The 23024-nt window shown below is 53.7% G+C and carries 24 protein-coding genes; 12 read left to right on the top strand and 12 right to left on the bottom strand.

Annotation, left to right across the window (positions count from 1 at the left end; translation table 11 throughout):
* Positions 1–2 precede the first annotated feature (2 nt).
* From mrdB to lipA, 7 genes are all read left to right on the top strand, one after another.
* Positions 3–1115, top strand: coding sequence for a peptidoglycan glycosyltransferase MrdB (mrdB, locus tag AC4ICF_RS06590; protein WP_042715186.1), 1113 nt, complete (start codon positions 3–5; stop codon positions 1113–1115).
* A 16-nt stretch (positions 1116–1131) separates the two neighbouring features.
* Positions 1132–2241: an endolytic peptidoglycan transglycosylase RlpA gene (rlpA, locus tag AC4ICF_RS06585; protein ID WP_316380496.1), complete on the top strand. Its 1110-nt coding sequence runs from the start codon at positions 1132–1134 to the stop codon at positions 2239–2241.
* 139 nt (positions 2242–2380) lie between these two features.
* Entirely contained in the window at positions 2381–3592 is a 1212-nt protein-coding gene (gene dacA, locus AC4ICF_RS06580) for a D-alanyl-D-alanine carboxypeptidase DacA (protein WP_116341193.1), read from the top strand.
* A 105-nt stretch (positions 3593–3697) separates the two neighbouring features.
* Entirely contained in the window at positions 3698–3961 is a 264-nt protein-coding gene (ybeD, locus tag AC4ICF_RS06575) for a DUF493 family protein YbeD (protein WP_003858718.1), read from the top strand.
* Between the two features lie 95 nt (positions 3962–4056).
* Complete coding sequence (gene lipB / locus AC4ICF_RS06570) at positions 4057–4698, top strand: lipoyl(octanoyl) transferase LipB (RefSeq protein ID WP_316380497.1); 642 nt, start codon at positions 4057–4059, stop codon at positions 4696–4698.
* A gap of 290 nt (positions 4699–4988) precedes the next feature.
* On the top strand, positions 4989–5942 hold the full coding sequence (locus AC4ICF_RS06565; RefSeq protein ID WP_116341195.1) for a YbeF family transcriptional regulator: 954 nt from the start codon (positions 4989–4991) through the stop codon (positions 5940–5942).
* A gap of 207 nt (positions 5943–6149) precedes the next feature.
* Positions 6150–7115, top strand: a complete 966-nt coding sequence (lipA, locus tag AC4ICF_RS06560) for a lipoyl synthase (RefSeq protein WP_028012333.1) — start codon at positions 6150–6152, stop codon at positions 7113–7115.
* 81 nt (positions 7116–7196) lie between these two features.
* On the opposite strand, the gene tatE is transcribed toward lipA, so the two are convergent.
* Entirely contained in the window at positions 7197–7397 is a 201-nt protein-coding gene (gene tatE / locus AC4ICF_RS06555; RefSeq protein WP_014882988.1) for a twin-arginine translocase subunit TatE, read from the bottom strand.
* 125 nt (positions 7398–7522) lie between these two features.
* A complete protein-coding gene (locus AC4ICF_RS06550; protein WP_166710426.1) occupies positions 7523–8311 on the bottom strand; it encodes a deaminated glutathione amidase in 789 nt (262 codons plus the stop codon).
* Positions 8312–8378: 67 nt separating this feature from the next.
* Between AC4ICF_RS06550 and crcB the strand changes: the two genes are divergently transcribed.
* Positions 8379–8762 carry a fluoride efflux transporter CrcB gene (gene crcB / locus AC4ICF_RS06545; protein ID WP_163330472.1) on the top strand — a complete coding sequence of 128 codons (384 nt, stop codon included), beginning with the start codon at positions 8379–8381 and terminating at the stop codon, positions 8760–8762.
* Between the two features lie 219 nt (positions 8763–8981).
* On the opposite strand, the gene cspE is transcribed toward crcB, so the two are convergent.
* Together cspE and pagP are read right to left on the bottom strand one after the other, a co-directional pair.
* Positions 8982–9191 (bottom strand): transcription antiterminator/RNA stability regulator CspE, encoded by a 210-nt coding sequence (gene cspE / locus AC4ICF_RS06540; protein WP_002439184.1) that lies wholly within the window; start codon positions 9189–9191, stop codon positions 8982–8984.
* Between the two features lie 190 nt (positions 9192–9381).
* Positions 9382–9999: a lipid IV(A) palmitoyltransferase PagP gene (gene pagP / locus AC4ICF_RS06535; RefSeq protein ID WP_439209962.1), complete on the bottom strand. Its 618-nt coding sequence runs from the start codon at positions 9997–9999 to the stop codon at positions 9382–9384.
* 392 nt (positions 10000–10391) lie between these two features.
* Between pagP and dcuC the strand changes: the two genes are divergently transcribed.
* Both dcuC and rna read left to right on the top strand, forming a co-directional pair.
* A complete protein-coding gene (gene dcuC, locus AC4ICF_RS06530) occupies positions 10392–11759 on the top strand; it encodes an anaerobic C4-dicarboxylate transporter DcuC (protein WP_163330473.1) in 1368 nt (455 codons plus the stop codon).
* A 94-nt stretch (positions 11760–11853) separates the two neighbouring features.
* A complete protein-coding gene (rna, locus tag AC4ICF_RS06525; protein WP_116341206.1) occupies positions 11854–12663 on the top strand; it encodes a ribonuclease I in 810 nt (269 codons plus the stop codon).
* On the opposite strand, the gene AC4ICF_RS06520 is transcribed toward rna, so the two are convergent.
* The gene (locus tag AC4ICF_RS06520) at positions 12657–13274 is read right to left on the bottom strand and encodes a flavin reductase family protein (protein WP_163330474.1); all 618 of its coding nucleotides are present in this window, start codon (positions 13272–13274) and stop codon (positions 12657–12659) included. The genes rna and AC4ICF_RS06520 overlap by 7 nt on opposite strands.
* A 246-nt stretch (positions 13275–13520) precedes the next feature.
* Here AC4ICF_RS06520 and rnk point away from each other — a divergent pair, with 246 nt between their 5' ends.
* A complete protein-coding gene (gene rnk / locus AC4ICF_RS06515) occupies positions 13521–13931 on the top strand; it encodes a nucleoside diphosphate kinase regulator (RefSeq protein WP_061098890.1) in 411 nt (136 codons plus the stop codon).
* Between the two features lie 123 nt (positions 13932–14054).
* Here the strand turns inward: rnk and AC4ICF_RS06510 are convergent, their stop codons facing one another.
* A complete protein-coding gene (locus AC4ICF_RS06510) occupies positions 14055–15293 on the bottom strand; it encodes a zinc-dependent alcohol dehydrogenase (protein WP_028012324.1) in 1239 nt (412 codons plus the stop codon).
* 181 nt (positions 15294–15474) lie between these two features.
* On the opposite strand from AC4ICF_RS06510, the gene uspG reads away from it, so the two are divergent.
* On the top strand, positions 15475–15903 hold the full coding sequence (uspG, locus tag AC4ICF_RS06505; RefSeq protein WP_316380499.1) for a universal stress protein UspG: 429 nt from the start codon (positions 15475–15477) through the stop codon (positions 15901–15903).
* A 39-nt stretch (positions 15904–15942) separates the two neighbouring features.
* On the opposite strand, the gene AC4ICF_RS06500 is transcribed toward uspG, so the two are convergent.
* The 6 genes from AC4ICF_RS06500 to ahpC all read right to left on the bottom strand — a co-directional run bounded on the left by AC4ICF_RS06500 (position 15943) and on the right by ahpC (position 22672).
* Positions 15943–16710 carry a dimethyl sulfoxide reductase anchor subunit family protein gene (locus AC4ICF_RS06500; protein WP_163330476.1) on the bottom strand — a complete coding sequence of 256 codons (768 nt, stop codon included), beginning with the start codon at positions 16708–16710 and terminating at the stop codon, positions 15943–15945.
* A complete protein-coding gene (locus AC4ICF_RS06495) occupies positions 16710–17267 on the bottom strand; it encodes a 4Fe-4S dicluster domain-containing protein (protein ID WP_080327917.1) in 558 nt (185 codons plus the stop codon). The genes AC4ICF_RS06500 and AC4ICF_RS06495 overlap by 1 nt, the downstream gene beginning before the upstream one ends.
* Positions 17264–19540: a molybdopterin-dependent oxidoreductase gene (locus AC4ICF_RS06490; protein WP_316380500.1), complete on the bottom strand. Its 2277-nt coding sequence runs from the start codon at positions 19538–19540 to the stop codon at positions 17264–17266. Before AC4ICF_RS06490 ends, AC4ICF_RS06495 begins: the two co-directional genes overlap by 4 nt.
* Entirely contained in the window at positions 19537–20112 is a 576-nt protein-coding gene (locus AC4ICF_RS06485; RefSeq protein ID WP_316380501.1) for a TorD/DmsD family molecular chaperone, read from the bottom strand. The genes AC4ICF_RS06490 and AC4ICF_RS06485 overlap by 4 nt, the downstream gene beginning before the upstream one ends.
* 189 nt (positions 20113–20301) lie before the next feature.
* Entirely contained in the window at positions 20302–21867 is a 1566-nt protein-coding gene (gene ahpF / locus AC4ICF_RS06480; RefSeq protein WP_163330479.1) for an alkyl hydroperoxide reductase subunit F, read from the bottom strand.
* A 241-nt stretch (positions 21868–22108) separates the two neighbouring features.
* Positions 22109–22672, bottom strand: a complete 564-nt coding sequence (gene ahpC, locus AC4ICF_RS06475; protein ID WP_014882974.1) for an alkyl hydroperoxide reductase subunit C — start codon at positions 22670–22672, stop codon at positions 22109–22111.
* Between the last annotated feature and the right edge of the window lie 352 nt (positions 22673–23024).

The following is a 23024-nucleotide window of genomic DNA, read 5'->3' as shown; positions in this document are numbered from 1 at the left end:
TCATGACGGATAATCCAAATAAAAAATCGCTGTGGGATAAAATTCACATCGACCCAGCCATGCTGCTGATCCTGCTGGCCCTGCTGGTTTACAGCGCCCTGGTTATCTGGAGCGCCAGCGGCCAGGACATCGGCATGATGGAACGCAAGATCGGCCAGATCGCGATGGGTCTGGTCATCATGGTAGTGATGGCGCAGATCCCGCCGCGCGTCTATGAAGGCTGGGCACCCTATCTCTACATCTTCTGCATTATTTTGCTGGTGGCGGTAGATGCGTTCGGTGCCATCTCAAAAGGGGCACAGCGCTGGCTGGATCTGGGCATTGTCCGTTTCCAGCCCTCGGAGATTGCCAAAATCGCGGTCCCGCTGATGGTAGCGCGCTTTATCAACCGTGACGTCTGTCCGCCGTCACTGAAAAATACCGCTATCGCCCTGGTGCTGATATTCCTGCCGACGCTGCTGGTTGCGGCGCAGCCTGACCTCGGTACCTCAATCCTTATCGCCCTCTCCGGCCTGTTTGTCCTGTTCCTGTCGGGCTTAAGCTGGCGCCTGATTGGTATCGCGGTGGTGCTGGTGGCCGCGTTTATCCCTATCCTGTGGTTCTTCCTGATGCATGACTACCAGCGCCAGCGCGTCATGATGCTTCTCGATCCGGAAACCGATCCGCTCGGTGCGGGCTATCATATTATTCAGTCCAAGATTGCGATTGGCTCCGGTGGCCTGCGCGGTAAAGGCTGGCTGCACGGTACCCAGTCACAGCTGGAGTTTTTACCGGAACGCCACACCGACTTTATCTTTGCGGTACTGGCGGAAGAGCTGGGACTGGTTGGCATCCTGATCCTGCTGGCGCTTTACGTGCTGCTCATCATGCGAGGATTGTGGATTGCGGCACGCGCGCAAACCACCTTTGGCCGCGTCATGGCAGGTGGATTGATGCTGATTTTATTCGTTTATGTCTTCGTAAATATTGGTATGGTGAGTGGTATTCTGCCGGTCGTAGGCGTACCGCTGCCGCTGGTGAGTTACGGGGGCTCGGCACTGATCGTGTTGATGGCCGGGTTTGGTATCGTGATGTCGATCCACACCCACAGAAAAATGTTGTCAAAAAGCGTATAAAAATAAGGGGATCGGAATGCGTAAGCAGTGGCTGGGGATCTGCATTGCGGCAAGTTTACTTGCGGCCTGCACAAGTGATGATGGTCAGCAACAGGCAACCGTCGCGCCGCCGCAGCCTGCGGTGTGTAATGGCCCAATCGTTGAAATCAGCGGTGCCGATCCCGTTTATGAACCGCTGAATGCCAGCGCGAATCAGGATTACGAACGCGACGGCAAAAGCTACAAAATCGTGCAGGATCCGTCCCGCTTTAGCCAGGCTGGCTTTGCCGCCATTTATGATGCTGAGCCGGGCAGTAACCTGACGGCATCGGGTGAAACATTTGATCCAATGCAGCTGACTGCGGCGCACCCGACGCTACCGATCCCAAGCTACGCCCGTATCACCAACCTGGCGAACGGCCGAATGATCGTCGTGCGTATTAACGACCGCGGCCCGTACGGTAACGACCGGGTAATTTCCCTGTCGCGCGCGTCAGCCGATCGCCTGAACACCTCGAACAACACCAAAGTTCGCATTGACCCGATTGTCGTGGCGCAGGATGGTTCGCTCTCCGGGCCGGGAACCGCGTGTACCACGGTGGCGAAACAGACCTATGCCCTCCCTGACCGCCCAAATCTGGACGGCGGCATGGGAAGCGTCTCCTCGCCAGCAGAGCCTTCTCAGCCGGCGGGAGAAATACGCCCGATCAGCAATGACACCCTGCAAAGCGATGATTCCACTGGCGCACCGGTAAAAAGCAGCGGCTTCCTTGGCGCACCAACGAACTTAGCCTCGGGCGTGCTGGAGGGCAGTGAGCCGACTCCCGCGCCGGTTGCCGCCCCCGTCGTGCAGCAGCCTGCCCCCGTAACGGCTCCGGTCACGACCCAGAGCGCAGCCGTTGCCGCTCCCGCAGCAGCCAGCGGCGGCTTTGTCGTTCAGGTGGGGGCTGTGAGCGATCGGGCCCGTGCCCAGCAGTATCAGCAGCGTCTCAGCCAGCAGTTTGGCGTACCAGGACGCGTCGAGCAAAACGGCGCGGTCTGGCGTATTCAGATGGGGCCGTTCTCCAGCAAGTCGCAGGCGGCGTCCCTGCAGCAGCGTTTGCAGAGTGAGGCACAGCTGCAGTCCTTTATCGCTGTTACGAAGTAATTAATCGGCGGTATCCGAAATGTCAGTTTGTGTAAAACACATTCACAAACTCATGCTTAAAGTCGGATGCCTGCCTGAATAGCATTTGCTATAGTAAGGCACTTTTTTTAATTCCATCACGGATGTCGTAGTTCTGACCATGAAGACCACTTTTTCTGCTCGTTTTGTGCAGCGCATGGCGCTGACCACGGCCCTTTGCGCGGCTGCACTCTCTGCAGCTCATGCTGATGACCTGAATATCAAGACCATGATCCCTGGCGTTCCGCAAATCGACGCGGAATCCTACATCCTGATCGATTACAACTCTGGCAAAGTGCTGGCAGAACAGAATGCCGATGCCCGCCGTGACCCGGCCAGCCTGACCAAAATGATGACCAGCTATGTTATCGGTCAGGCAATGAAAGCCGGTAAGTTCAAAGAGACGGATCTGGTCACCATCGGTAACGATGCGTGGGCTACCGGGAACCCGGTTTTCAAAGGTTCCTCGCTGATGTTCCTGAAACCAGGAATGCAGGTTCCGGTTTCTCAGTTAATTCGTGGTATTAACCTGCAGTCCGGCAACGATGCCTGTGTGGCCATGGCCGATTTCGCCGCCGGTAGCCAGGATGCTTTCGTCGGTCTGATGAACAGCTACGTTACCGCGCTGGGCCTGAAGAACAGCCATTTCCAGACCGTACACGGTCTCGATGCAGACGGTCAGTACAGCTCCGCGCGTGATATGGCGCTGATTGGTCAGGCGCTGATCCGTGATGTGCCGAACGAGTACTCTATTTACAAAGAGAAAGAGTTCACCTTCAACGGTATTCGTCAAACCAACCGTAACGGCCTGCTGTGGGATAACAGCCTGAACGTTGATGGCATCAAAACCGGCCACACCGACAAAGCCGGCTACAACCTGGTGGCTTCTGCCACTGAAGGCCAGATGCGTCTGATCTCAGCCGTGATGGGGGGTCGCACCTTCAAAGGTCGCGAAACCGAAAGCAAGAAGCTGCTGACCTGGGGCTTCCGCTTCTTCGAAACCGTGAACCCACTGAAGGCCGGCAAAGAGTTTGCTTCTGAACCCGTCTGGTTCGGCGATAACGACCGTGCTTCCCTGGGCGTGGATAAAGACCTGTATCTGACCATTCCACGCGGTCGTATGAAGGATCTGAAAGCAAGCTATGTGCTCAACACCACCGAACTGCATGCCCCGCTGCAGAAAAACCAGGTGGTGGGTACCATCAATTTCCAGCTGGACGGTAAAACAATCGACCAGCGCCCACTCGTGGTATTGGAAGAAATTCCTGAAGGCAATTTCTTCGGCAAAATCATTGATTACATTAAATTGATGTTCCATCACTGGTTTGGCTAAAAATCGAACACTTGAAAGTGTGATTTTGATCCCCATATACTAAGTATCCTGATAACTCCCACCTGACGTGGGAGTTATTCTTTTTGACGTTACGCCGGAGCTGACATGAAAACCAAACTTAACGAACTGCTTGAATTCCCTACCCCATTTACCTACAAAGTAATGGGTCTGGCGAAACCTGAGCTGGTTGATCAGGTGGTTGAAGTGGTACAGCGCCATGCGCCGGGTGACTACTCTCCGTCAGTAAAACCAAGCAGCAAGGGCAACTACCACTCGGTTTCTATTACCATCACTGCTACACATATCGAGCAGGTTGAGACGCTGTACGAAGAGCTCGGCAATATCGAAATTGTTCGTATGGTGCTGTAGTCCCTTTGCGGTTACCCGGTTTACCGGGTAACCCCTCTCCCCCGCTGTGATATACTCCCCCCTCATCTTTTGTTCCTCGTCTTCGGAGACGCGTTTTGTATCAGGATAAAATTCTGGTCCGTCATCTCGGGCTGCAACCTTATGAGCCTGTCTCCCAGGCTATGCACGAGTTCACCGATTCACGCGATGACGCTACCCCTGATGAGATTTGGCTGGTCGAACATCTGCCGGTATTTACGCAGGGCCAGGCGGGAAAAGCGGAACACTTATTAATGACGGGCGATATCCCGGTGATCCAGAGCGATCGTGGCGGACAGGTGACTTACCACGGCCCGGGTCAGCAGGTCATGTACGTCCTGCTTAATCTGAAGCGCAGAAAGCTTGGCGTGCGTGAGCTGGTCACTTTGCTGGAGCAAACCGTCGTCAACACGCTGGCGGAATATGGTATTGACGCGCATCCGCGTGCCGATGCGCCGGGCGTCTACGTTGGCGAAATGAAGATCTGCTCTCTGGGGCTACGTATTCGTAAAGGCTGTTCCTTCCACGGCCTGGCATTGAATATTAATATGGATCTTACGCCTTTCCAGCGCATAAACCCCTGCGGCTACGCCGGCATGGAAATGACGCAAATGCGCCAGTGGGTCGACACCGCTACGCCGGGGAATATACGCCCCGTGCTTCTGAAGAACATGTTAGCACTACTTAACAATCCCCCACACGAATATATCCCTGCTTAATATATCTTCCAGGCGGCCCGATAATTTGACGGGCCACTGTTTATTTACCGCTTTTACGCTTTACAATAAACCGCAGATTCTATATTTTCGAAGCGCCCGAATATTGCCGTTACATATTATTTAGCCTCCGGACAGCACGGCATACACAGGCTAAGTAACTTGAGTGATAATCACACAACTGTTTGTTTTTGATAAACAAGTGGAACAAAACCAACACTTTACGAATCTCTACAAGCATAATAAATAAATTCAACTATCATTCATGTTGTGAATGTATACGGAGTGAAAGCGTGGAGTATAATAATTTACCAGCCAAACGCCTGAATGACCCTGGTGGCGAAGACAAGCCGCAAATTTTTCGGACTTTACGTAATATTGACCTCAATTTACTGACTATTTTTGAGGCAGTATATGTCCATAAGGGGATCGTTAACGCTGCGAAAATTCTTAATCTCACGCCGTCTGCAATAAGCCAGTCAATTCAAAAGTTACGGGCTATATTTCCCGATCCCTTATTTATCCGTAAGGGTCAGGGCGTCACGCCGACGGCCTATGCAACACATCTCCACGAATACATTAGCCAGGGGCTGGAGTCGATTCTGGGTGCGCTGGATTTAACCGGAAGCTATGACAAACAGAGAACCATTACCATCGGCTGTTCTCCTTCTGTCGGCGTGCTGGTGATGCCTGCGATCTTCCAGGCCGTAAAAGAGCATGCGCCACAGCTTCTGCTTCGCAATGTGCCTCTCAACGAACCTGACGTTCAGCTTGCTCAGTTCCAGACGGATCTGGTTATTGAAAGCGGCAGCTTTAGTGCCCGGGCGCTGGGGCAAAATGTGCTTTACGCGGATAACCTGGTGCTGGTTTGCCGCAAGCAGCACCCCGCTCTCAGCGAGCCGTTAACCATTGAGAACCTGCGCAACTACGACCACTCGTCTTTCATGACCGAAGGACAGTCAAACCATGCCCTGCGTCAGCGTATTGATGAAATTTTCCCGGAACGTCAGATCAGCTTCAGCAGTTACAATATGTTCACCACCGCATCCCTGATCGGCAGCAGCGATATGCTGTGCATCATGCCTTCACGCCTGTATAACCTGCTGCGGAAATGCTGGCCGCTGGAGAGCATCCCGCTTAGCCAGCTCAATGCAGAATCTATCGAGATTTCACTGCATTACAACAAACTCAGCTTGCGCGATCCGGTGCTGGAAAACGTCATCCGCATTATCCGTCAGGCCTTCTGACCAAGCGTGCCAGTACACGTTCCTGCCGCTTGCAGGGCAAAACGCACAAAACAACAACTATTTTACAAATTGGCGACCTGACAGGCTGCTTTAAAACCCCTTTCAATGATATACTGCCTGTCGTTCGTTCAAAAATAGTTGATAAATACAACATTCCCTTGAATTGAAACGCTTTCCTTCGATATTCGCAACTGGAACACGCACGCTATGAGTAAACCCATTGTGATGGAACGCGGTGTTAAATACCGCGATGCCGATAAAATGGCCCTTATCCCGGTTAAAAACGTGGCTACAGAGCGCGAGGCGCTGTTAAGAAAACCGGAATGGATGAAAATCAAACTTCCGGCAGATTCTTCGCGTATCCAGGGGATCAAAGCGGCGATGCGTAAGAACGGCCTTCATTCAGTTTGTGAAGAAGCCTCTTGCCCGAACCTTGCTGAATGTTTCAATCACGGCACCGCGACGTTTATGATTCTGGGTGCCATCTGTACCCGCCGCTGCCCATTCTGCGACGTAGCTCATGGCCGCCCGGTGGCTCCCGATGCCAACGAACCGCAAAAACTGGCGCAAACCATCGCCGACATGGCGCTGCGTTATGTGGTTATCACGTCCGTCGACCGTGACGATCTGCGTGATGGGGGTGCTCAGCACTTCGCCGACTGCATTACTGCCATTCGCGAAAAAAGCCCAAATATCAAAATCGAGACGCTGGTTCCCGACTTCCGCGGCCGTATGGATCGCGCGCTGGACATCCTGACCGCAACGCCGCCAGATGTGTTTAACCACAACCTGGAGAACGTTCCGCGTCTTTATCGTCAGGTGCGTCCAGGCGCAGACTATAACTGGTCTCTGAAGCTGCTGGAGCGCTTTAAAGAAGCGCATCCGCATATTCCAACCAAGTCAGGTCTGATGGTCGGCCTGGGCGAAACCAATGACGAAATCATCGACGTTATGCGCGATCTGCGCCGCCACGGTGTGACCATGTTGACGCTCGGTCAGTATCTGCAGCCAAGCCGTCACCACCTGCCGGTTCAGCGCTACGTCAGCCCGGATGAGTTTGACGAGATGAAAGCCGAAGCGCTGGCGATGGGCTTTACCCACGCAGCGTGCGGTCCGTTTGTTCGTTCTTCTTACCACGCGGACATGCAGGCGAAGGGTGAAGAAGTCAAATAACGCAGTAATATTCATTTACAGTAATGCAAAAAAACCGGCCTCATGAGCCGGTTTTTTTTCGCAAGCCCTCAGGCATTGCCGTTACTCTTTGTGGGAAAGCTTCTCTGCCGGGATGTCCTCAGCGCTTTTCTTCGCGGCTGCGTCATCGTCGTTCATCGCTTTCTTGAAGCCTTTGATGGCAGCCCCCAGGTCACCACCCAGCGTGCGTAACTTCTTGGTACCAAACAGCAGGACGACCAGTGCGGCAACCACCAGCAGTTTGGTAATACTAATCTCACCCATAGATACCTTCTTTACATAAAACAGGCTGCATTCAGCGCCAAAACCCGATTGTATTAACGGTCATTTGGCGCGTGCACACAATAGCAATCTGTAACAAGGTGAATCAAGCATTGTTGAAAAAAACATCACAATAATTGCGGTGGCGCAAAGCGTCGGTTGCGAAGAACAGGTAATTGCTGACGCGCAAGCGCAATTCTTTCTAAAATTATCTCCGCCATCAGCAGAACGGGCGCTTCCGCTGCGGCGGCAATCGTGACGCCCAGCGGATCAACCACCCTGCTCTGTCCAATGTTTTTATTGCCGCACTCTCCGGAGGCAACGACATAGCAGGTCGTGTCCAGCGCGCGTGCCGCAAGCAGCGTTGCCCAGTGCTGCTCTTTTAGCGGCCCCTTAACCCATGCGGCAGGCAATACCAGCACGTCCGCCCCTTGCAACGCCAGATGCAGGGCCAGCTCCGGGAAACGCAGGTCATAACAGGTCATCAACCCCACCTTAAACCCGTCGATATCAATGAGCGGCGGAACAACATCTCCCGGATCAACGCGTCGCGATTCCTGAATGCTGAACGCATCATAGAGATGAAGCTTGGCATAGCGCGCAACAATTGCACCGTCACGGATAGCCACGAGCGTATTTACTGCGCGACCCGGCGTTGAGGGAACGTGCACGGTTAAGATGGTGGTCATCGTACTGCCCACGCTCTGGGCAAGCAGCTGCTGTAAAAATTCGCCGTCAAGGGATTGCGCGGACTTCACGGACAAATCAGGGTCATGATCATCCCTTGCCAATAGCGCCTCAGGAAGTACCAGCAGCGATGCCCCTTTCCGTCGGGCCTGCATCATCAGGTTAACGCACTGCACTGCGTTAACCCGCCAGTCAGGCGTGACTGCAAACTGCCCTACCGCAACATACATATTTGTCCCCTCATCATAAACAGCGTTAAACTCGCTACTCTTACACATCAAATAGCAGGTATTTAGCGTGTTACAACTCCTTTTAGCTGTTTTTATTGGTGGAGGCACAGGGAGCGTTGCGAGGTGGTTCCTGAGTATGCGTTTTAATCCGCTGCATCAGGCGATTCCAATGGGGACACTGGCCGCCAACCTGATTGGTGCTTTTATCATTGGTATGGGCCTGGCCTGGTTTAACCGGATGACGCACATCGATCCCATGTGGAAAGTCTTGATTACCACCGGCTTCTGCGGCGGTTTGACCACCTTTTCAACCTTTTCTGCGGAAACAGTTTTTCTCTTTCAGGAAGGTCGTATCGGCTGGGCGCTGGTGAATATCGCCATCAACATGATCGGATCCTTCGCGATGACGGGGATCGCATTTTGGTTATTTTCCTCTGTCAGCACGCATTAACTGCCGGAGCGTTAATGTTGGCTTAATTTTTCTCTGTCACTCTGGAGGCAATACTGAACGAGGGTGACAGAATGAAACAGAGTCTGATGAGCGCAGGCATAGTGTTGTTGAGCGTACTGATCGTGGCCAGCTTCCTGAAAATGTACCTGCTTGGCTGATTCATAACGAAAAAAACCCGCTCAATGAGCGGGTTTTGAAATTCTTGCTGACGCGTCTGAATTACAGAGCGATTACGTTAGCAGCAGAAGGGCCTTTGGCACCGTTAGTGATTTCGAACTCTACACGCTGACCTTCAGCCAGAGTTTTGAAACCATTAGACTGGATTGCAGAGAAGTGTACGAACACGTCTTTGCTGCCATCTTCAGGAGTAATGAAACCGAATCCTTTGGACTCATTAAACCACTTAACGTTACCTTTAATCTTAGACATCAAAATTACCTTTACATTAAAAAACGACACAAATGCTGTGTCGGTTACCAGTACATCAATTGTGGGACCTTTTGTCCAGCGGATCTTTGACAAAAAGTGACTAAAGTCGCGTTAATTTTCACTGGCAGATTTTTATCGCTTATGAATCAACGACTGCGCGTTTTTTCACCACCAAGTAACGTTATGTCAGTTAAAACTGAAAACGCATCCAGGCGAAGTAAACGTTACCGTTGTTGTATGTCCCCGGAATGTAGGTCATCTGGAACGTTGCAGGGCCATAGCCAACAGAGGCCAGAGGCAGCAACACAGGGATCGGAATATACTTCCAGTTGTCGCGCGCGGTCACCCCGGCGGTATAGCCCAGACCAACGTGGAAGTTCTCATCCGCTAACGGGCGCCAGGTTTTTTCCCAGCCGTAGCCACCAATCGGTTCCCACTTGTTAAAGGAGTCTTTGAAGGCCATCAGATAGATGCCATGCCAGTTTCCTTTTTCATCCCAGCGCGACTGCCCAAAACCCGCGCCCCAGGGACGCTCGTTGTATTTATCCGTTTTCTCTTTGTCGTAAGCAAAGCGCGCGTGCCACGTTATTGCCGGAACATAGAGATCATAATGTTCAGGTGCTGACCAGGTCTGCGATACATTATCCGTAAAAGTAGAGAACCAGCCTTTATCCGTCGCATTGTCCTCTGCCTTTGCAACAGAAGAAAACGTTAACTGGCCAATAATAAACAATAAAATAGAGAAAAAAGTATTACGTACACTCACAATGCAATTACCATTCTTGATATTCGAGGCAAAGTTTACCATAAAATAATTGAACCAAGCCTTAACAGCATCAGCGCTACTCTTAAATATCAGGCCCCTTTTCGGGAATATTCTTAAAGCGGAGTTCTGCACACGCTGAATAAACCCATACTATGTATGCCTACTGCCCGTTAACCGTCTCCAGGATTAACGGGCCAGATCACACAAAATCTTAACATTTTGTTATCATTAGATAGACATGTTACGCTATCTTTGACGGTCAAGATCCTTATGACATAAATGCCTGAGCCACGGCAAAAACGCTGTTATGCTGTTCGTTAGTCGTCTGTTTATTGATTTTAATCAGCAAGGACAGGCCATTAATTCGGCACATTTTCATCCTTCTTTTTATATTAATTTTTTATATCTCAGGGCATAAAGATACAGGGGAAATCATGCTTACGTTTATCGAGCTCCTAATTGGGGTCGTCGTCATTGTGGGTGTAGCGCGTTACATCATCAAAGGATACTCAGCCACAGGCGTTTTATTTGTTGGTGGGTTAACGCTGCTGATTATCAGCGCAGTAATGGGTCATCAGGTTTTACCTGCCAGCGCAGCCAGCACGGGTTACACCGCTACAGATATTGTTGAATATATTAAAATACTGCTCATGAGCCGCGGTGGCGATCTGGGTATGATGATCATGATGCTGTGCGGTTTTGCAGCCTATATGACCCATATCGGCGCGAACGACATGGTTGTGAAGCTTGCCTCGAAACCCCTGCAGTACATTAACTCGCCGTATCTGCTGATGGTTGCCGCCTATTTCCTCGCCTGCCTGATGTCGCTGGCCGTTTCATCGGCAACCGGGCTTGGCGTACTGTTAATGGCCACGCTGTTCCCGGTGATGGTGAACGTGGGCATCAGCCGCGGGGCGGCGGCGGCAATTTGCGCTTCCCCGGCGGCCATTATTCTCTCCCCTACGTCAGGTGACGTGGTGCTGGCGGCGAAAGCAGCCGAAATGTCGCTTATCGACTTCGCCTTTAAGACCACGCTGCCAATCTCGATTGTCGCCATTGTGGGAATGGGTATCGCGCATTTCTTCTGGCAGCGCTATCTCGATAAGAAAGAGAACATTAGCCATGAAATGATGGATGTAAGCGAAATCACCACCACCGCGCCTGCGTTCTATGCCATTCTGCCGTTCACGCCGATTATCGGCGTGCTCATTTTTGACGGAAAATGGGGCCCACAGCTGCACATTATTACTATTCTGGTTATCTGCATGCTGCTGGCTGCTGTGCTGGAGTTCATACGCGGTTTCAACACGCAAAAAGTCTTCTCCGGCCTTGAGGTGGCATATCGCGGTATGGCGGATGCCTTCGCGGGCGTGGTGATGCTGTTGGTTGCGGCGGGCGTCTTTGCCCAGGGCCTGAGCACGATTGGCTTTATCCAGAGCCTGATCTCCATCGCCACCTCGTTTGGCTCAGCCAGTATTATCCTGATGCTGGTCCTGGTGGTACTGACCATGCTGGCGGCAATGACCACGGGTTCGGGTAACGCGCCATTTTACGCCTTCGTTGAGATGATCCCTAAGCTGGCTCACTCGTCCGGTATCAATCCGGCTTATCTTTCCATTCCCATGCTCCAGGCCTCAAACCTGGGTCGTACCATCTCGCCTGTCTCAGGCGTGGTGGTTGCGGTTGCCGGGATGGCAAAAATCTCGCCGTTTGAAGTGGTGAAACGCACGTCAGTACCGGTGCTGGTTGGCCTGGTCATCGTCATTATTGCTACCGAAGTGCTGGTTCCCGGCGCCGCCTAAGTTAAATTCCTGATTGCCAAAAAGCGCCTGCGGGCGCTTTTTGTGCTTTAATAACCCACAAAAATGAATTGCGCACAACCAATCTGGAAATCACATGTTCAGGAAGGATATCGTTATCCCGTCTGGCGCAGCAGCGCTTGCACTCAGTCTCTTCTCAGCACAGGCCGAACCCCTCAAGGCCACGCAGTACGGCGATTTCGATCGCTATGTGCTGGCTTTGTCCTGGCAAACGGGGTTTTGTCAAAGCATGGTTGAGCGTAACCGCAATGAACCGGATGAATGTCGTTTGCAAAAAGAGCGCGATAATAAAACCGATTTTCTGACCGTTCACGGATTATGGCCAGGCCTTCCAAAATCGATAGCTGCACGCGGCGTGGATGAACGTCGTTGGATGCGATTTGGCTGCGCCACGCGTCCCATCCCGAACATGCCGGAAGTGAAGGCCAGCCGCAAGTGTGCTGCCGCCGAAACAGGGTTGTCGCTCTCCGGCGCGGCTAAGCTGAACGAGGTCATGCCGGGCGCGGGTGGAAACTCCTGTCTGGAACGGTACGAATATGCCAAACATGGTGTCTGCTTTGGTTTTGATCCCGACGCCTATTTCGGCACCATGGTGAGAATGAATCAGGAAATGAAAAACAGCGCCGTCGGTCATTTCCTTGCGGAAAATTACGGTAAAACCGTCAGCCGCAGTGATTTTGACAGCGCCGTTGCCAAAACCTGGGGCAAGGAAAATATCAAAGCCTTCAAGCTGACCTGCAACGGTAATCCTGCGTATCTGACCGAGATGCAGATTTCGCTGAAAGCAGACACCATTAACGCCCCGCTTTCTGTGGCATCCTTTGCCCCGCAGCCGCATCCAGGCAACTGCGGAAAACAATTTGTCATTGATAAAGCCGGTTACTGACCCACCGTCGGGCGCACCATGTCGAACCGGTGTTCGTCACTGATACCATAGTAAGCCGTCGGCCCACCCGCTCGCAGGATGGGCTGCGCTTTCGCCGTCTGGTATATCCCCTCTTCCAGCAGCGTTTCGGCAATATGGATCCCGACCACTTCTCCCAGCACCAGCCAGGTATCCACCGGCGTACCGTCGGCGCCGGTAAGCTGAATGCACTGAGACAGGCGGCACTCAAAATTGACCGGGCTTTCCGCCACACGGGGAGCGCTCACCAGCTGGCTTGCGGCAGGCGTTAATCCCGAAAAGGTGAATTCATCCCGGTCGTGAGGAAGCGTGGCGGAGGTTAGATTCATCGCTTCAGCGAGATCCCGCGTCGCCAGGTTCCAGACAAACTCCTTTGTTTCAGCAATATTACGCACGCTGTCTTTCCAGCCGTTGCTGGAAAAGCCGATGATCGGTGGGCGATAGTTAAAGCAGTTAAAGAAGCTATACGGCGCGAGGTTCTGCTGCCCGGCCTTATCGCATGAGGAGATCCAGCCGATCGGACGTGGACCAATAATGGCGTTCAGCGGATCGTGCGGCAGGCCGTGACCCTGAGACGGTTGGTAGAAGTACATAGTTCTCTCTCGTTGGCGGGCAACGCCCTGGTTCAGGACACACAGCGTAACGCAATCCGTCAGGAATGAAGACTGAATAAATTTCAGCAAAAATTCATATGGCCCATGAATGTGACTTTCATCACTTCAAACTTGCCCGTTCAGCCAGTATCATCGGAAGAGTAAAACCCTCGCTGCCAGACGGCGAGGGTTTTCTTTTGGATTGGTTTCTGCGTTAGACGCAGCATTAACGACATGGAGTAAAAAATGTCCAGACCTACAATTATCATCAACGAGCTCGACGCAGAACGTATCGACAGACTGCTGGAAAAAGCAGAATTCGCCTCACTTCCGGTGGCCGACGCCCTGAATGAGGAGCTCGACCGCGCGCAGATGTGCACGCCAGAGTCCATGCCGCATGACGTGGTCACCATGAACAGCCAGGTGAAATTCCGCAACCTCACCACCGGTGAAGAGCTGACCCGCACGCTGGTTTACCCGGCTCAGATGACCGACAGCAGCGCGCAGCTTTCGGTTCTTGCTCCAGTGGGAGCCGCGCTGCTGGGGCTGCGCACGGGCGATACTATCCACTGGGAATTGCCGGGCGGTGCCTCCACCCATCTGGAAGTGCTGGAGCTGCTCTACCAGCCAGAAGCTGCGGGCGATTACCTGCGTTAATGTCATTCTGAACAAACGCGACCCGCGTTGCACAGAGGATGCGCCTGCATCCTCTTTCCGAACATCTTCACCCGATTGTGCTACAACCCGGGACAGTATCCTGAACGCCACTGGCGAGTGACCTCACACGACGCCGCCCGGGAACGCATTCACCAGGCCCTTCACTTTTTGCTCGGCCGCCTCAGGCGTTTCTGCGCCGGGCACCAGAATCACCTTCCGGCACTCCTCCTCCCGTTTTTCAAAAATCTTATAGGCACGCTCCGCATCCGCCAGGGGGAGATAATGGGTCACAATCTCTTCCGGCGTCAGCAGCCCTTTTTCGATCAGCGGTAACAGCTCGCCCAGCCAGGCGTGGACGTGCGTCTGGCCCATCTTAAACGTCAGCCCCTTATCGAAGGCATCCCCAAACAGGAAGCCATGAATAAACCCGGCATACACGCCGGGTACGCTGACTACCCCGCCGCGCCGGACGGCAGCGATACACTGGCGCAGCGCTTTGCCGCTGCTGCCCTCGATTTTAAGGTTGCTGAGGATCGTCTCCGTCGTGCTGCCTTTGGCTTCGAACCCGACGGCATCAATGACGGCATCGACGCCCCGCTGCCCGGCGGTTTGCTCAATGATCTTTTCCGCCGCGTCGTTATCATCATCGAAGTTGATGGGGATGGCGCCGTAACGCGCCTCGGCAAACCGCAGCCTGTAGGGGTGATGGTCGATAACAAAGATCTGCTCAGCCCCTAGTAGCCGCGCGCAGGCTATAGTCAGTAACCCCACCGGACCGGCACCAAAAACGGCAACGCTGGAGCCTTTTTCAATTTGCGCATTTTTTGCCGCCTGCCAGGCGGTGGGTAAAATATCAGACAGGAAGAGGGCCTTATCATCGGAGAGCAGCTGCGGCACCTTAAACGGTCCGACGTTGCCTTTCGGCACACGCACATATTCCGCCTGTCCTCCCGGCACGCCGCCGTAGAGATGGCTATAGCCAAACAGCGCTGCCGGCGCGGGAATTTGCTTTTTGTTCAGCGCGGCGCCCTGCCCGGCATTGGTATTCTCACAGGCCGCGTACTGCTGCAGACGGCAAAAGAAGCAGTCACCACAGGCGATGACAAAGGGGATCACCACGCGATCGCCTTTTTGCAGATCCTTCACCTCCCGACCGCACTCGACGATCTCGCCCATAAATTCATGTCCAAAAATGTCGCCGTGCTGCACCTTTGGGATCTTTCCGCGATAGAGATGCAGGTCGGAGCCGCAAATCGCCGTGGCCGTGACGCGCAGGATGATATCGTCGGGCTGTTCAATGATGGGATCGGGGACATTCTCGACGCGAACATGGTGCGGACCGTGATACGTGAGTGCTTTCATGCAACCTCCGAAAGGTTTCAGGTAAGTTTATAAAGGGTAGCTACCTCTGAATGTCTGCCGGGAAATACGCGCCTTTTGAGATTTATCCTGGCGAGAGAGGAAAAGTGCCGAAGCGCTTACAGAAACCATTCATATTTTGTGGTTGAATGTATCCAGCGTTTATAAACAAGGAGAAACGGTTATGTATAAGACAATCATTATGCCGGTTGATGTTTTCGAAATGGAACTGAGCGACAAGGCTGTGCGCCACGCGGAATTTCTCGCGCAGCAGGACGGAATTATTCATCTTTTACATGTCTTACCTGGCTCTGCCAGCCTGAGTCTGCACCGCTTTGCCGCCGACGTGCGTCGCTTTGAGGAGCATTTACAGCGCGAAGCCGAGACGCGCCTGCAGACCATGGTCGGGCATTTCAGCATCGACCCTTCCCGCATCAAAACCCACGTCCGGTTCGGTAGCGTGCGCGATGCCGTCAATGAGCTGGCCGCGGAGTTGGATGCAGACGTGGTGGTGATCGGTTCACGTAATCCTTCCATTACCACTCACCTGCTGGGGTCGAATGCCTCCAGCGTGATACGCCACACCCACATTCCGGTGATGGTGGTCCGGTAAATACCGACAAAAAACCCCGCTTTCGCGGGGTTTTGTTTATCAGTACAGGTGACCAATATTGACGATGGTGCTGACGGTATCGCCGAAGAAGGTCAGACGGCTGAGCACCACGCCCACCAGCAGGAGCGCAAACACCGCTTTCTGCATCGGTTGGCGCTTCATCGACAACACGCCTCCCACGACGCAGCACAGCAGGCTGCCCAGATAGAGCGGCGAGCTTAGCCAGGCGTGAGCGGTCATCTTCATGATAGTGCCACCGCTGAGCCACATCACTGGCGCGGCAATCAGCAACGCCATCAGAGCGATAATCCCCTGGCGCAGCGCGGCGTTTGATGCTTTCAGCCCGAGCAGCGGCGTTGCGGCACAGCCCATCACCCAGACCGTCGCAAAGAACAGCATCATGGTGATGCCGTTGGCAATAGCCTGCATCGCCGGTGCCGCGTAGGTCATCCCCTGCACCACCACCAGCAGGATCCCGAACAGGGACGCCAGCAACGCCGCGCCTTTGTTCCCCTTACTCAGGAAGGCCAGCCCAATCATGGCGCCGTAGAGGGTCGCGCCCAGAATTTCACGGCTCAGCCAGGCATGCTTCAGGTTAATGAGCGCATTGTAAGCGTGTTCCGGGTGCGCCAGATGCAGCACCGCGGCGACGGAGGCCACGCCCAGAATCAGCCCGGTAATCAGCCAGTGCATGCGGTTGCCAATGACTTCGCCACGCAGCGTGCGCCAGGTCAGGAGCAGCGTCATCCCGACGGACATCTGGCTCAGCACGGTAAAGATAACGAGCGGTAATTCATACTTTTCCATTATTTATCCCCCGGCTGTTTTGGCTGACGGGCCAGAATGAAGCGCGTACCCGGATTAAGCTGAGGCATCTTCGGGAAGCCAGGCGGATACTGCACAGCATTGTTCGGCAGCGGATCGGCATCCAGATCGATAATCGTCAGCGCACCGACCGGGCACGCGTTAACGCAGGCCGGGGCCATTCCGATATCCAGACGTTCATAGCACATGCTGCACTTCTCAGCCTTTTGCGTCTCCTCATTAAAGCGCGGGGCGCCGTACGGGCAGTTACGGATGCAGTTTTTACAGCCGATGCAGCGTTCAGGGTTATGCACCACCACGCCGTCATCACGTTTGGTGTAGGCTTCCACCGGACACGCCGCCAGACAGGCCGGGTTTTCACAGTGGTTACAGGCCAGCGAGAAAAACGCACGCTCCTCATGCGGATAAATTTCTTTATCCAGCGGATAGACATAGCGCCAGAAACGATCCGGCTCAAGCTGGTTAAAACTCTTGCAGGCCATGGCGCATCCGCGGCAGCCAATACATTTATCACTGTTTACTAAAAATGCGCGTCTCATGCGTCTGCTCCTTCATTCACGATAAGGGCAATGTCGACAAACTGGCTGTGGATCGCCGCGCCAGGTGCACCGGTTGCCATTTTGCCCATATCGGCTGGCGTATCTTTCACGACGTTCTGCACGTTGTACTTAAGCTTGTTAAACCAGGACTCATACATCACCAGGAAATCTTCCGGCACGTTGGTGGTGATCTTCGCCCGCAGCTCCACTTCGCCCACGTCGTTAAACACGCGGACTTTTGCCAGCTCGCGAATGCCCTTCTTCTGCGCAGCGGCAGGATGGATATAGACAAACGGCTCCGGCCAGAAGACCTGCATCCAGTCGAGGTTGACGAACTGAGAGTGGAGGCCGTACTGCAAGTGCGGGGTGAAGAGATGGAACGGCAGCTTGCCCTCTGCGGCCGGCATATACTCCGGCAGCGCTTTATGGCCGTTCTTTTCACATAGCTCAGAGAGGAACTCATACTTGCCCGATGGCGTTTTAAACTTGCGGTCGTGCCAGGCTGCAGAGCTGACCATTTTGGCTTTCACCGGCCCATCCAGCAGATCGTCCCAGGAGTGGATGCCGAACTGTTTCGCCATGCCCTCATTAAACTCAAGGTCGAGCCATTTTTTCTGGTCAATGTCCTGCGGGAAGGTACAGGAGCCCGGCTCCATTTTGTTGATGGTACGCGAGAGCAGCACGGCAATATCCAGATCGCTCTTGCATTCGTACATCGGCTTAATGGCCGGTTCATTCACCGACAGCCAGTAATGCCAGTAAGACGACGACAGGTTCCAGTGCTCAAAGGTCGTGGTCACCGGCAGCACGATATCGGCATGCTGCACTGTCTCGTTGAAGAACTGATCGACGCAGACCACCATCTCCAGCTTGCTGAAGGCTTTTTCCATTTTGTTGCGGTCAAAGTCCTGGGCAAACGGGTTCTTACACGCCACCCAGAGCATACGAATGGGCGGATCGTTGGCATCAAGAATGCTCTGCGCGGTCTGGTTCAGGTTCAGCGCGCGGTCGGAGTAGTGGCTCTTCTCGCCACTGTCGCTGACGAACTCGCCTACCGGGCCGCTTTCGCCCACCATGCCAACAGACCCGACCGGTGGCTTCTGCGTCATCGCATGGTAGTTGTAGCCCCAGGTCTGCAGATGGCCGTAGCGGGCACCGCCGCCTTCCACACCGATGTTGCCGGTCATGGCAACGAAGGCGTCAATGGCGCGGACGTTCGCCCCGCCGTTGACGTGGCGCTGCATCCCGTAGCCGATCCAGACGGTGGCGGGTTTTACCGCGGTGAACTCTTCCGCCAGTTGGCGAATTACGTCTGCCGACAGGCCACAGATTTCAGACGCCCACTCAACGGTGATATTGCTTCGCAGATACTGCTCGAACTCCGGGAAACCGTGCGCGAAGTTATTCACAAACTCCTGGTCGACGCGGCCTATATCCAGCAGATGGCGCGCCATCCCCAGCGCCAGCGCACCGTCTGAGCCTGGGCGCACGCGCAAATACAGATCGGCTTTCGCGGCGGTTTGCGAGAACAGCGGATCAATGACCACCACTTTCGCCCCTTTCTCACGCGCCTGATAGATGTACTTCATGGTGTGCATGGAGCACCACGCCGGGTTTGCGCCCCAGATAATGATGTATTTTGCTTTAACCAGATCTTCCGGGTCGTTACACCACATGTCGCCCATGTCGTAGTGCTGAGCATCGATCCCTGCCGGCCAGCATGGCGTACCGGCAAACCGCGTGGTGTAACCGAGAGAAGACATCATTCCTTCCACGGCATAGCTCATCACGCCCAGGTTGCCGGAGTATTTCGACAGCGCCAGGCCGAGCATAGAGCCGTCTTTCTTTTTAATCTCCAGCATTTTGCTGGCAATGCGCTGCATGGCTTCATCCCAGGAGATGCGACGCCATTTACCGCTGCCGCGACCATCCTGAATCATCGGGTATTTAATACGATCCGGGGAGTAGACCCGGCGCGGGTAGGTCAGCCCTTTCACACACGGCGCGCCGTGCGTAAACGTGGACTCGCTCGCCCCGTCGACAAAGGTGATAACGTCATCTTTGACCCAGGTTTTTAAGCTGCAGGTGTCGTAGCAGTTACGCGGGCAAGCGTTACGGAAAATTTTGTAGGTTTTCGGGTTAAATGGAATGGGAGGCTGTGCCATGGCACATCGGGATGATAATAATCCGCCGGGTAATGCGGCGACGGTACCCAGCGCAATCAGTCCTTTTAAAAAGGAGCGTCGGTTTAGCTGCCCTTTATCAATACTCATAATATTACTCTCGTTTTTAATTCATCAAACCAATTAGTTAGTTGCGACGCGAGACATTTCATTGCGGAAGTTTTTGCACAATCATTTATTTTTGTGATAAATGCAGGGAGCCATAATTCGAGATGGCCGAGTACGAAGCGGGTAAGCGCATCGTGATATTGCGGCGAATGTCTGGCATGCGCAGAGAGCATCACCGCCAGCTCCATTTCATAGCTGATGTGATCGTCGGGAACGCTATTCTCCTCCGTCACGAACAGCCCCATGTTTTGCAGGAATTCGCGCATGCTGAGCGTAGTGGCCCCCATCAGCAGCGGCTCATCATCCAGATACGCCGAGGCATAAGGCGGTGCCAGCAGCGTTGCAGGGCCGACAAACAGAGCGTTGAAGTCATACTCAACCTCTAACGCCTCATCCTGCTGCCAGGCTCGACTCTCCGGAAATAAAAGGTGTAACGAGGCGCATCGCGATGTTGTATCCGCCGCGTTAAAAAAATCGCGAAACGTTAGCCCCTTTATTTCAAAAGAGGTTAACGCCTCATATATTGAAGAGGTGAATATATCTTTATCATTCATGTTAAATATAAATATTTATCGACGGGAAAACGACGAGATATTATCAGCAGACTTATTAATTTCTTTGATCGAAGCAGGTAATTAACGCATGAAGTAGTCAATAACGAGGATAATTGAGGGTAAAAAAAACTAAAAAAAAGCCACCCCATGATGAGGTGGCTACTGCAGGTATCGTCTTACTTTCTTTTATTATGCGGTTTTGGTGCGGATCAGATAGTCAAACGCGCTCAGGGACGCTTTCGCACCTTCGCCAGTGGCGATGATGATCTGCTTGTACGGCACGGTGGTGCAGTCGCCTGCGGCAAACACGCCCTTCACGCTGGTTTCACATTTCGCATCGATGATGATCTCGCCCATGCGGTTGCGCTCAATCGCGCCTTCAAGCCAGGTGGTGTTTGGCAGCAGGCCAATTTGTACGAAGATACCCGAAAGCTGAACGCTATGAACGTCGCCGCTTACGCGGTCACGGTATTCCAGCCCGGTCACTTTGCTGCCGTCGCCCTTCACTTCCGTGGTTTGCGCGTTCAGGACGATATCAACGTTTTTCAGGCTGCGAACTTTATCCTGCAGAACCTGGTCGGCCTTCATCTCTGGCGCGAACTCCAGCAGCGTCACGTGCTCAACGATCCCCGCCAGGTCGATAGCCGCTTCCACGCCGGAGTTACCGCCGCCGATTACCGCCACGCGTTTACCTTTGAACAGCGGGCCGTCGCAGTGTGGGCAGTAGGTCACGCCTTTGGTGCGATACTGATCTTCACCCGGCACGTTCATGTTGCGCCATTTCGCGCCGGTGGCAACGATCACGCTGCGCGCTTTCAGCACCGCGCCGGACGCGGTTTCAATCTGATGTAATCCACCCTCAACCGCTGCCGGAACCAGCTTGCTGGCGCTCTGGCTGTCGATCACGTCCACGTCGTAGTCGCTGACGTGCGCTTTAAGCGCCCCCGCCAGCTTCTGGCCTTCGGTTTTCGGCACGGAAATGTAGTTTTCGATGTCTACGGTATCCAGCACCTGGCCGCCAAAGCGTTCGCCCATCAGGCCGGTACGGATCCCTTTACGCGCAGAGTACACCGCCGCCGCCGCACCCGCCGGGCCGGAGCCGACAATCAGTACGTCGTACGCATCGCGCTGGTTCAGCGCTTCCGCCGCGCGTTTTTCCGCGCCGGTATCCACTTTGGCAACAATTTCGGTCAGGGTCATACGCCCCTGCCCAAATTCCTGACCATTCAGATACACCGCCGGAACGCCCATTACGTTGCGCTCGGTGATTTCGTTCTGGAACGTACCGCCGTCAATCGCCGTGTGTTTGATGCGAGGGTTCAGAACCGACATCAGGTTCAGCGCCTGCACCACATCCGGGCAGTTGTGGCAGGAGAGCGAGTAATAGGTTTCAAACTCAAAATCACCGTCGATATCGCGGATCTGCTCCAGCAGCGCCTGCGCTTCTTTAGACGGATGACCGCCGGTCCACAGCAGCGCCAGCACCAGCGAGGTAAATTCATGTCCCAGCGGAGAGCCGGCAAAGCGCGGCCCCTGGTCAGAGCCTGGGTTGGCGATCAGGAAAGAAGGCTTACGGACGGCAAGCGTATTATCTTCTTTAAAGGTCACCTTCGGTGACAGTTCAGCGATCTCTGCCAGCAGTTCCTTGATCTCTGCCGATTTCGCGCTGTCGTCCAGCGTGGCAATCAGCTCAACAGGTTTGGTCAGTTTCTCAAGGTAAGCCTTGAGCTGGGTTTTCATCGTAGTGTCGAGCATGGTTCTTCCCTCTCTTAAGACGTCATCATGCAAGCTGCCTTATAGGGGCGGCCTGAATGCAACTTGCATCATGGTGCTGGAATGAAATGGGCGCGGGAGCGCCCATAACTGAAACAACTTCCAAAGTATTTCGCGTCAGAGCAAGGCGGCTAGCCTGAGAATCCCCGGGAGCTTACTGAAGTAAGTGACCGGGGTGAGCAGGCGACGCCAACGCAGCTATGGCGTGAAAGACGACGGAAATTTAGATCTTGCCGACCAGGTCCAGGGATGGCGCCAGGGTCGCTTCGCCTTCTTTCCATTTCGCCGGGCACACTTCACCTGGGTGAGAAGCCACGTACTGAGCCGCTTTCACTTTACGCAGCAGGTCAGAAGCATCACGGCCGATACCTTCAGCGGTAACTTCGATAGCCTGAATAATGCCCTGCGGGTCAACCACGAAGGTTGCACGGTCGGCCAGGCCTTCATCTTCACGCATGTTGTCGAAGTTACGGGTCAGGGCGCCAGTCGGGTCGCCGATCATCGCGTATTTAATTTTCGCGATGGTTTCAGAGCTGCTGTGCCACGCTTTGTGGGTGAAGTGGGTATCGGTAGAGACAGAGTAAACGTCGACGCCCAGCTTCTGCAGTTCTTCGTAGTGGTCTGCCACGTCACCCAGTTCGGTCGGGCAAACAAAGGTGAAGTCAGCAGGATAGAAGAAGAACACGCTCCAGCGGCCTTCGGTATCTTTCTCGGTGACTTCAATGAATTCACCGTTTTTGAACGCCTGGTTTTTGAAAGGTTTAATTTTGGTATTAATCAAAGACATCTGTACTTCCTCCGTGTTTTCGTTGAGATGTAAGGTAACCAACTTTGTTCATCGGGGCTAATGCGTATGCTTTATCAAATCAATCAGCCAAACCTAACAACATCAACAAGACAGTAAGGTGAACCTTTTAAAGGAAACGCCAAAAGTAAAAAGGCCGCCTCGACGGGCGGCCCTGATACCTGAATTCCCCGCAGGTACATTCAGTGCCAGCCGAAGCTGGCGTTGCGTTGCGCTCTACAACCCTTAATATCAAGGCGGTAACAGCGGTTTGATTACACCACCCGTGCAGAGATTGAGCAATCCATAACAGAAGCATTTCTGCCTATGGCTGTGATAGGCAGTATCGAACATC

It is taken from the genome of Enterobacter sp. ECC_219_Taxon_10, assembly GCF_058354905.1.
The sequence above is the reverse complement of the archived record's forward strand: the minus strand, read 5'-3'. Positions and strand labels throughout refer to the sequence as shown.